Source organism: Aeromonas molluscorum 848, from assembly GCF_000388115.1.
Classification (GTDB): Bacteria; Pseudomonadota; Gammaproteobacteria; order Enterobacterales; family Aeromonadaceae; genus Aeromonas; species Aeromonas molluscorum.
Genome location: NZ_AQGQ01000147.1, coordinates 1 through 10,145, shown reverse-complemented (window position 1 = coordinate 10,145; position 10,145 = coordinate 1). Strand labels below are relative to the sequence as shown.

6 protein-coding genes and 2 tRNA genes are annotated in these 10,145 nt (G+C 61.2%); 4 read left to right on the top strand and 4 right to left on the bottom strand.

What is annotated here, in order from left to right; translation table 11 throughout:
• Positions 1 to 2,415 (bottom strand): ABC transporter transmembrane domain-containing protein (locus tag G113_RS16180; RefSeq protein ID WP_005907143.1); only part of this gene is annotated, 2,415 nt, incomplete at its 3' end.
• A gap of 94 nt (positions 2,416 to 2,509) precedes the next feature.
• The gene (locus G113_RS16175) at positions 2,510 to 3,784 is read right to left on the bottom strand and encodes an alpha/beta fold hydrolase (protein WP_005907141.1); all 1,275 of its coding nucleotides are present in this window, start codon (positions 3,782 to 3,784) and stop codon (positions 2,510 to 2,512) included.
• A gap of 636 nt (positions 3,785 to 4,420) precedes the next feature.
• Here G113_RS16175 and betI point away from each other — a divergent pair.
• The 4 genes from betI (at position 4,421) to G113_RS16155 (ending at position 9,633) form a co-directional block, all read left to right on the top strand.
• Positions 4,421 to 5,008: a transcriptional regulator BetI gene (gene betI, locus G113_RS16170; RefSeq protein ID WP_005907139.1), complete on the top strand. Its 588-nt coding sequence runs from the start codon at positions 4,421 to 4,423 to the stop codon at positions 5,006 to 5,008.
• 4 nt (positions 5,009 to 5,012) lie between these two features.
• Complete coding sequence (betB, locus tag G113_RS16165; protein ID WP_005907137.1) at positions 5,013 to 6,476, top strand: betaine-aldehyde dehydrogenase; 1,464 nt, start codon at positions 5,013 to 5,015, stop codon at positions 6,474 to 6,476.
• 9 nt (positions 6,477 to 6,485) lie between these two features.
• The gene (gene betA, locus G113_RS16160; protein WP_005907136.1) at positions 6,486 to 8,168 is read left to right on the top strand and encodes a choline dehydrogenase; all 1,683 of its coding nucleotides are present in this window, start codon (positions 6,486 to 6,488) and stop codon (positions 8,166 to 8,168) included.
• Positions 8,169 to 8,415: 247 nt separating this feature from the next.
• Positions 8,416 to 9,633 carry a BCCT family transporter gene (locus G113_RS16155; protein WP_005907135.1) on the top strand — a complete coding sequence of 406 codons (1,218 nt, stop codon included), beginning with the start codon at positions 8,416 to 8,418 and terminating at the stop codon, positions 9,631 to 9,633.
• 86 nt (positions 9,634 to 9,719) lie between these two features.
• On the opposite strand, the gene G113_RS16150 is transcribed toward G113_RS16155, so the two are convergent.
• Positions 9,720 to 9,795 (bottom strand) — tRNA-Asn (locus tag G113_RS16150).
• Positions 9,796 to 9,800: 5 nt separating this feature from the next.
• Positions 9,801 to 9,876 (bottom strand) — tRNA-Phe (locus G113_RS16145).
• Positions 9,877 to 10,145: the final 269 nt, after the last annotated feature.

Below are 10,145 nucleotides of genomic sequence, written 5' to 3'. Positions count from 1 at the left end.
CTGGCGTCTGAGCTTGAGCTGCACCGCGCGGTAGCGGCGTTGCAGCAGGTAGAGCACACCGCCGACCAGGGGCGTGACCAGCAGCAACAGTGGCAGATTGATGCCGATTACCAACACCTGCAGCAGCACCGAAATCAGCATGCCGAACAGGCCGCTCATCATGGGCAGCAAGGTCTCCTGGGTTTCGGCGAGATCCCGATCGAAGCGGTTGAGGATCCGGCCCTGGGGCACCTTGTCGAAGAAGGCCATGGGGGCGCGACTGATGCGGCTTAGCATGCCTTCGAACAGGCTCCAGGCCAGCTTGAGGCCCAACTTGTAGTTGAGCACGCGCACCAGGGTGATGCAGAGCAGGGAGCCCAGCCCAAGAGCCATGTAGGTACCGAGTAGGGGCGCCAGTTCAGTGTTGGCTGCCTTGCCGCCGAGCCAGAGATCCGAGGCGATGCGCAGCCCCTCCTGACCCAGGGCCAGTCCCAGAGTCAGCAGGATGAGGCCGGGGGCGTTGAGCCGCTGCCACAAAAAACCGAACAATCCCCAGTCCACCTTGCCCTCGACTATCTTCTCTGCGTTGAACCGTTCAGCCTCTTGGGGGGCGAGGGGAGCTTGTGAGGGATCCTGCGGGGGCAAGTCTGCCAACTGGCGGGGGGCCAGTTCGATCAAGGCACCTTGTTCAATGGCAAAGACCCGATCGCAGTGAGCCAGCACCTCGGGGTCATGGCTCACCAGCAGCCGGGTCGGACCTGGCCTGAATGCCAGACCCAGGCGCAGCACCTGGGCAGAGACCATGGGATCCAGTGCCGAGAGGGGGTTGTCCAGCAGCAGTATGTCGGCCTGGGTGTAGAGCGCCCTGGCCAGTGCCACCCTCTGCTGTTGTCCCCCCGAGAGCCGGGTGCCCAATTCGCCGACTAGCGTCTGATCCCCGTGGCCGAGCAGGGCGAGATCCCCGGTCAGGGTGCAAGCCTCCAGCACCCAGCGGTAGCGAGCCTCATCCCAGGGCTGCCCGAACAGTATGTTGTTGCGGATGCTGTCATTCATCAGCCAGGGCTTGTGACCCAGGTGGGCGACCCTGCCGTGGCGACGGATCTCCCCCTCGAAGTCGTCATCGAAGCCGGCAATCAGGTGCAGCAGGCAGCTCTTGCCAGCCCCTGTCTTGCCGGTGATGCCGATTAACTCGCCGGGATTGATGGTCAGGTCGACGCCGGTCAGCATTGTGTGTTGCTGATGACGTGCGCTCACCTCATTGAGGACCACTGTCCCCTTGGCCAGGTTGTCATCATCGAGCTGCCGATGCTGCTCCGGGCTGTTGAGCAGTTCGCACAGACGCTGGAAACCGGTATTGAAGTTGATCAGGGTGCGGATAAGGTAGGGCAGGCGCTGCATGGGAATGCGCAGCACGGCGAACAGGGCGATAGTGGTGAACACCTGGGGCAGGGTCAGGCTCTGGCCCGATACCAGGTAGGTGGTGAAAGTGGCAAGAGTGACCAGCAGTGGCGTACCCAGCATGAGCGCATCATTGATGGCATCCAGCCTGAGCACCCGGCCAAGTACGTTGAGTTCCTGCTGACGTTTTTGCTCCGCTGCCCGGGTGAAGAAGGGGCCCAACCCGTTCTGGCGTACCAGTCGCAGTTTTTTGATGTACTCGGCCAAGATGCCGTTGCGTTCATCCTGGCTGTGTTTGAGGCGCTGCTCCTGCTGGTTCATGCGCCGAACCAGCCGGGTCGAGAGCAGCAGCAGCAGGGTCAGTACGGCGCAGCCCACCAAACCGGCACTGCCCACCTGCCAGACCAGCAGGGCTATGGTACCGGCCAACAGCAACAGCATGGTGATTGGCATGGCGGGGTCCGCCAGGATCCAGGTGATGTCCCAGACATCGCGATTGATCAGGTTCTGCACCCGGCCGCCGGCTCTGTCATCGAAACTCTTGCCGCCGAGCTTCATCACCTTGGCGAGCAGGGCCTCGGCCAGCAGACGGCGGATCGGGACGTGCATCTTGAGCGCCAGTTGCAAGGCATGTTCTGCCAGCATGCCCGCGGCGAGTACAGAGCCAAACAACGCCAAGGCCAACAGCAACTTGTGTTCAGTCGCGGCGCCGGTGCCGAGCTGAGTCATGACATGGTTGAGCAACCAGGGACTGGCCAGGGTCGCCAGCATGGCCAGCAGTTGCAGCAAGGTAAGCAGGGCGATGCGGCTGCCATAGTGGCGCCAGATGTAGGTCGTGATGGCCCAGGGGCGCACCGGCAGGCGGGCGGTCAGGGCCAGGAAGGCATCGGCTCGCGCATCTCTGTTGTCTTGGGGCAACAGGGGGTAGAGATCGTCCAGACTGACGCTGGGATCCTGCAATCCCTTGCGCTGCAAGGGGCCGGTCCAGTGATAGAAGAGACGACTCAGCCAGCCGGCTGAGAGTTCCGGATGATCCAAGTTCACTTTCCTTATTGTTATTATTCACTTCCAAATCAGGGCGATCTCGCCGTCTTTCCCCACTCGGGAGCTGCCTGGCTTAATGGCGTCGGCGTTAGCGATCCCGGTTCAGGCTGATGAGCTTGTCCAGGATATATTCGCCATCGGCGCGCAGGCCGTTATGTTCGTATTCGTTGGTTATCCAGGCACGGCTGCTGCCCAGCCCCTTGAGGGTCTCGCGGCAAAAATCGAACTCCACATACATGTCATCGGCATAGACGGCGCAGGCCACGGGCACCTGGTTCTTTTGCAGTTGCTCGAGATCGTAGAGCGGGCCCCAGTCCGCTTTCTCTGCCAGCAGTCGGGCCGCCTCCTTGAGGGGGATCAGCTCGCGGAACTGCTCGAACATCCAGGGGTAGACCATCTCGCCGGTGAAGGCGAGATCCTGACCCGGAGTCCAGTTTAGCTCGGGATACTCGGCCCGGACCCGGTCTGCGGCCCAATTGTTCGCCTGCCCCTCGGCATAGATGGCCTCGTGCAATATGGCGAAGATGGGGTGGGCGTTGAACGGCTGCATGGCCTGGATTTGGTAGAGGAAGGCGGGATTGATGCGCTCGCCGATAAAGGCATCCTCCAGCAGGAAATAGAGGCCTTCGAAGGCGCCTGTGGCCCCCAAGTCCAGCCCTTGCTGCTGCAACTGCTCTACCGTCAGACGCTGGCCGTTGGGCAGGCGCACCTCATGTTGATGCAGGTGCTGGGCGAGGCGATTGACCAGTGCCTGGGCATGGGGGAAACGGCTGAAGAAGGCGCGGTTCTTGTCGGCAACACGCTGGTAGGTGGCGCGATAGACCTCATCGGCACTGCGGCCAACAGGGGGAATGCCACCAGTGATATAGACCTCGTGCAGGGCCTGGGGGAACAAGGAGAGATAGCTGAGGCAGCAGAAGCCGCCAAAGCTCTGGCCGAGCAGGCTCCAGGGACGGTTTGGCGAGAGCTGGGCGCGGATAAGTTCGGCATCGCGCACTATGCTGTCGGCGCGAAAATGGCTCAAATAGTCGGTCTGCTCAGCGGGGTTCAGATGCGTCAGGGCCTCGGCGCTGACCGGTGTGGAGTGACCAGTGCCACGCTGATCGAGCAGTACGACGCGAAACTCTTGCAGGGCGCGCTTGAGCCAGCCGCTCTGATTGGTGGGGCGGGGCGCGCCAAAGCCTGGGCCCCCTTGCAGGTAGAGCAGCCAGGGCAAGTCTGCATCCAGCTTGTCCTTGCGACAGAGAGTACGGGCAAACAGAGTGAGCTCACGGCCATCCTCCTGTTGGTGGTCGAGTGGCACTGTGAACAGGCGGGGCTCACACTGGATGCCATCCAGCACATAACTCAAGGGGCGATTCATCTGGCGTACTCCCGAAACGAGGCAACAGGGGGACCCACATCATAACCATGGTGCAGGATCTGGTCACGCCGGTTATGGCACTGGTGGCAACTTTGGTGATTTGTGTCGTCCCCTTTGGGTTGCGAAGGGGGAAGTCGGGATCCTGGTGCTTTCGCGTGCTCACAGCCTTCATCAAAAAGACCTTATTGAGCCTTGCTGCCTCGTATCCACGGCCTTCACGAAGGGGCTCTATTGGGCTCTATATTTGGTGCCTGATCTATTCATATAAAGATTCTATTGAAGCTATATCTCTGTAGTCCGCCGCACTCATAAACGGGTGCTATGGCGCCTTCCCTTGCCGTCTCTGCAATCCCCAGAACAAGGGGCTGATGGCGTCTGGTGTTGGGGGGCCAAGGAGCCTCTCACTCGCCTATCTTCTCCGGCCAATTGGTGCATCTCGATAACATATTCAGGATTAAGTGATTAGATATCTAAATTAAATAATGTGGTGTTGGGCGTGTTTCAAATTATTGTTTTTAATGTGTTTATTTATTTTATTGTGTTTTTGTTAGCGCTATTTGTATGGATTTAGTGGGTTGATCGTTTCGTATCTAACGTTTAGGGTGTGGCTTCATTGAACAATCAATTAACAAAAAAATGCCCATTGTCGGAGTCTCGGAAAAGCGTCGTCAGCAACTGATCCAGGCCACCATCTCCTCGGTGGCCGAGTTCGGTTTGCAGCACACCACCCTCAATCGCATCAGCGCCCAGGCCGGCATGTCGTCCGGCATCATCAGCCACTATTTCGGTGGCAAGCAGGCGCTGATCGAAGCTGTTGTGCGGGAGTTGCTCTCTGCCCTGGGGGCGGCGCTGCGGCAGCGGCTGCGCCCTGGCATGTCACCACAGGCGAGGCTGATGGCGATCGTGGAAGCCAACTTCACCCCCTTGCAGTGCTCCCGTGCCGTGGCGCGTACCTGGCTCGCCTTCTGGGCCCAGGCCAGCCATGAACCAGACCTGGCCCGCCTGCAACGGATCAACCAGCGGCGACTGCTGAGCAATCTGGCCTGCTCCTTCGGGGTCAGCCTGCCGCGCCAGCAGGCCCTGGCCGCGGCCCAGCAGAGCGCCGCCATGATAGATGGCTTCTGGCTACGAAGTGCTTTGAGCCCCAGCCCCGAACCCGACTTCAGCCGTGCCGAGCGGCTGTGCAAACTTTTTATCCTGCAACGACTGACCCCAGCGGAGTGAATTCATGTCTTTGACCCGTTATCAGAATTTTGTCGACGGCCGTTACCTGGCCAATGCCTCGGGCGAGTACTTCGAGGTCATCAATCCGGCTAGCGGGGCCGTCATCTACGAGGTCGAGGTGGCCGATGAGGCCGTGCAGACCGCCGCCATTGCGAGTGCCCAGCAGGGTTTTGCGCTCTGGTCGGCCATGAGTGGGGTCGAGCGTGGCCGGATCCTGTTGCGGGCCGTGGCTTTGCTGCGTGAGCGTAACGATATCCTGGCTGCCATCGAGGTAGCCGACACCGGCAAGCCCTGGCAGGAAGCCTCTGTGGTGGACGTGGTGACTGGTGCCGACAGCATAGAGTTCTTCGCCGGTCTTGCCGCCGCCATCGAGGGCAATCAGCAGCAGCTGGGGGCCGATTTTTACTACAGCCGCCGCGAGCCCCTGGGCATCTGCGCCGGGATCGGCGCCTGGAACTACCCGCTGCAGATTGCCTGCTGGAAGGCAGCCCCGGCGCTGGCCTGCGGCAACAGCATGATCTTCAAACCCTCGGAGGAGACGCCCCTTGGCGCCCTCAAGCTGGCGGAGATCTTCATCGAGGCCGGCATGCCCGCCGGCGTCTTCAACGTGGTGCAGGGGGATGGCCGGATCGGGGCCTGGCTGAGTCAGGCACCCGAGGTGGCCAAGGTCTCCTTCACCGGCGAGGTGGGCACCGGCAAGAAGGTGATGCGCGCCGCTGCAGACACCCTCAAGGGAGTGACCATGGAGCTGGGAGGCAAGTCCCCCCTCATCATCTTCGACGATGCGGATCTGGAGGAGGCGGTCAGCGCCGCCATGGTGGCGAACTTCTATACCCAGGGCGAGGTGTGCACCAATGGCACCCGCGTCTATGTGCAGCAGGGGATCTATCCCGCCTTCATGGCGCGGTTGCTGGCTCGTACCCGGGACAATATCCGAGTCGGGGACCCCATGGATCCGGCCACCAACTTCGGTGCCCTCATCTCCCGCGACCATCAGCGCAAGGTGCTCGATTACATCCGCATCGGCCAGGAAGAGGGGGCCACCCTGCGCTGCGGCGGCGAGGCGCTGCGGCCCGCCATGGCGCCAAATGGCTTCTTCGTCGCCCCCACCATCTTCAGCGAGTGCCGGGACGAGATGCGGATCTGCCGGGAAGAGATCTTCGGTCCCGTGATGTCGGTACTCAGCTTCGAGCAGGAGGAAGAGGTAGTGCGACGGGCCAATGACACCGCCCTGGGGCTGGCGGCCGGGGTCTTCACCCGGGACATTCGCCGCGCCCACCGGGTGGTGCATCAGTTGCAGGCCGGGATCTGCTGGATTAACAGCTATGGGGCCTCCCCGGCCGAGATGCCGGTGGGCGGCTTCAAGCAGTCAGGCATAGGGCGGGAGAACGGCCTGGCGACCCTGCAACACTACACCCAGCTCAAATCCGTCTATGTCGGCATGCAAGCCATGCAAAGTCCGTTTTAAGGAGATCCCATGAGCCAATATGACTACATCATAGTGGGGGCGGGCAGCGCCGGTTGCGTGCTGGCCAACCGCCTGAGCGAGGATGGTCAGCACAGGGTGCTGCTGCTGGAGACGGGGGGCAGCGACAAGAGCATCTTCATCCAGATGCCGACCGCCCTCTCCATCCCCATGAACACCAAAAAGTATGCCTGGCAGTTCGAGACCGAGCCCGAGCCCCATCTGGGCGGGCGGCGCATGCACTGCCCACGGGGCAAGGTGCTGGGAGGATCCTCCTCCATCAATGGCATGGTCTATGTGCGCGGCCACGCCGGTGACTTTGACGAGTGGCAGCAGGCGGGGGCGCAGGGTTGGGACTACGCCCACTGCCTGCCCTACTTCAAACGGGCCGAGCAGTGGGCCTTCGGTGGGGATGAGTATCGCGGCACTGAGGGACCCCTTGGGGTCAACAATGGCAACCAGATGCAAAACCCCCTCTACCAGGCCTTCGTCGATGCCGGTGTGGAGGCGGGTTACGACGCCACGGCCGATTACAACGGCCGCCAGCAGGAGGGGTTCGGCCCCATGCACATGACGGTGAAGCAGGGGGTGCGCAGCTCCAGTGCCAATGCCTATCTCAGACCCGCCATGGCCCGGGCCAATCTCAGTGTGCAAACCGGCGCCCTGGTTCACAAGGTGTTGCTGGAAGGAAAGCGAGCGGTCGGGGTGCGCTTCGAACAAGGGGGAAAGATCGAGGAGGTGAGGGCCGACAAGGAGGTGATCCTGAGTGCCGGACCCATAGGCTCTCCCCATCTGTTGCAACTCTCCGGCATCGGCAATCCCGATACCCTGAACCAAGCAGGCATAGGGGTGCTGCATCCTCTGCCCGGGGTGGGTGAAAACCTGCAGGATCATCTGGAGTTCTACTTCCAGTTCCGCTGCCAGCAGCCCATCACCCTCAACGGCAAGCTGGGGCTGTGGGACAAGTTCCTCATCGGCAGCCGCTGGCTGCTGCGCAAGGATGGTCTGGGGGCGACCAATCACTTCGAGTCTTGCGGCTTCATCCGCTCCAAGGCAGGAGTGCCCTGGCCGGATCTGCAATACCACTTCCTGCCCGCCGCCATGCGCTATGACGGCAGGGAGGCGTTCGCGGGTCACGGTTTCCAGGTGCATATCGGCCACAACAAGCCCCGCAGCCGCGGTCAGGTGCAGGTGCGCTCGGCCGATCCCCGCGAGGCTCCCGCCATCCGCTTCAACTATCTCTCCCATCCCGATGACGTCGAAGGGTTTCGCGCCTGCGTGCGCCTGACCCGGGAGATCATCGGCCAGCCCGCCCTGGATGCCTACCGGGGAGAGGAGATACAGCCGGGGGCCTCGGTACAAAGCGACGAGCAGATCGATGCCTTCGTGCGCAGTGCCGTGGAGAGCGCCTATCACCCCTCCTGCTCCTGCAAGATGGGGACGGACGCCCTGGCGGTGGTGGATCCCGAGACCCGGGTCCATGGCCTGCAGGGACTGCGGGTGGTGGATTCCTCCATCTTCCCGACCATTCCCAACGGCAACCTCAATGCCCCCACCCTGATGGTGGCCGAGCGCGCCGCCGACCTTATCCTCGGCAAGGTGCCACTGACGGCGCACCCGGTCGAGGTGGGGCTGGCCGAACACTGGCAGGAGAAGCAGCGCCCCCGGGCGCCGGTACGCGCCCTGGCCCGATAGTTCACTACGACAGACAGTGGGTGCAGAGAGCACCCTGGCACGGCAGTTCGTCAGTCTTTACCTATCGCTGGGCCCCAGGTAGCGCTGGCGATAGTTAAGTCCTGATCCCGCGTCCATCCCTTCCCCCGCAGCCGTGGGGTAGGGGAAGCCATGGCCGCAGGAAGCCGAACTGCCTCTTGAACATCACAATGCAATGACAAGGAGCACCTATGTTTGGTCACGAAATGGATATCGCGGGAGGTCAGTCATGACGGCCTGGCTCAGTGCGGGGATCCTCTTTACCTTTGCCGCCATCGCGTTTGTCCTCTATCGCTGGGGCAATATCCGCTGCATCGGCACCACGCCGGTGCGCACCTTCACCTTCATCGCCATCCTGTTCACTTCCGGGCTGGATGTGGGTCTGATCATGTTCCCGCTGACCGAGTTTGCCGGTTATGCCGATCTGCAGGCGAGCCCGGAATACGGGTTCACCAACCCGCTCGCCATCGAGTTTGGCTACTGGGGTTTTCTCATCTGGGGTTTCTACTTCCTGACCTGTTTCTATTTTTGCGTGATAGAACCCAGAGTGAAGTTCTTCGAGCTGGCGCCGGTGAAGTTTCTCAACAACCTGGTGATCATCGGCACCTGCGCCTTCACCGCCTATCTGCTGCTGAGCAACCTGCCCTGGTATCTGCCCCAGATAGGGGATGGCGAGAGCCTGGTGGCGAGTTTTTACCTGATAGTGCTGCTGGTGATTGCGCTCTCCATCTACTCGAGCACCAGCTTGAAGTTTGTGCGGATTTTGAGTCTGGGCACCACCGTCTGCTTTATCACCCTGATCGCCCTGATGTGGGGCGCCGCCTTCCTCACCCCGACAGGGTCCCTGGCCGACTTTGCCGCCACCCTGGCACTGGTGGGGGGCTACTTTGGTCACATAGATCGCTTCGTGCTGCCCCTCAATGATTACCACGCCTTCTATCTCTACTGGTGGTTCTCCTGGAGCATCATGATCGGTCAGTTCACCGCCCGCTTCGTCGGCGGCCTGCGGACCTGGCAGCTGTTGGGGGCCATGCTGGTGTTTCCTTCCCTGGCCATCGCCGTCTGGTTTGCCGTGCTCTACTACTACCATGAGCAGGGTCTGTCGACGGCAGGCTTCTTCAACTGGGCCATGGTCGCGGTGGGGATCACCATGGTGATCAACTCCCTCGACTCCCTGATCCGCCTTTACACCGACAATCTGGGGCTGACGACCGAACGGCTCGGCAAATGGCGCTACTTCGGATTCAATCTGCTGGTGCTGGCCGGTCTGACTCTGTTGTTCAAGCTCGATTTTCTCGAGATCCAGTGGGTCGGCGCCCTGGTGATAGGGCTCTTCTTCACCTGCTTCGGTTACATTCTCAGATACAAGTTCAACGAGGTGCGCAGCATAGAGGGAGCACCCAAGGAGAATCGCCTCGATTACGGCAAGATAGAGCTGGCGGGGTGAGGTGGCGCCCGCAGGGGCGTTACCCGTTGGCGTTTGACCATGACAAAACAAAAAGCCCGCTCATTGAGCGGGCTTTTTGTGAAATTTGGCTCCTCCTGCTGGACTTGAACCAGCGACATACGGATTAACAGTCCGCCGTTCTACCGACTGAACTAAGGAGGAATTATTGGTGCCCAGAGACGGAATCGAACCGCCGACACGGGGATTTTCAATCCCCTGCTCTACCGACTGAGCTATCTGGGCAACGGCGCGCATTAAACCCTTTTGAGATGGCACTGTCAACCTGGGGGCCGGATAAATTCGCCGTTCGCTCGACATCTGCGCAATCCGCTGTTTTCCTCGCCAAGAGTCCAATGGTCAAGGGAGGGCAGGGCTCTTTAGCGCGATTGCCGGGCAGCAAAAAGGCCCCTGGAGGGGCCTTGATTGACACTGATACTACTGTTTGCTGACGATGATCCTGCCTGTGCTCATGTCCCGGGCCTGACCGGTGACCGCTATCTTGAGGCCGTACT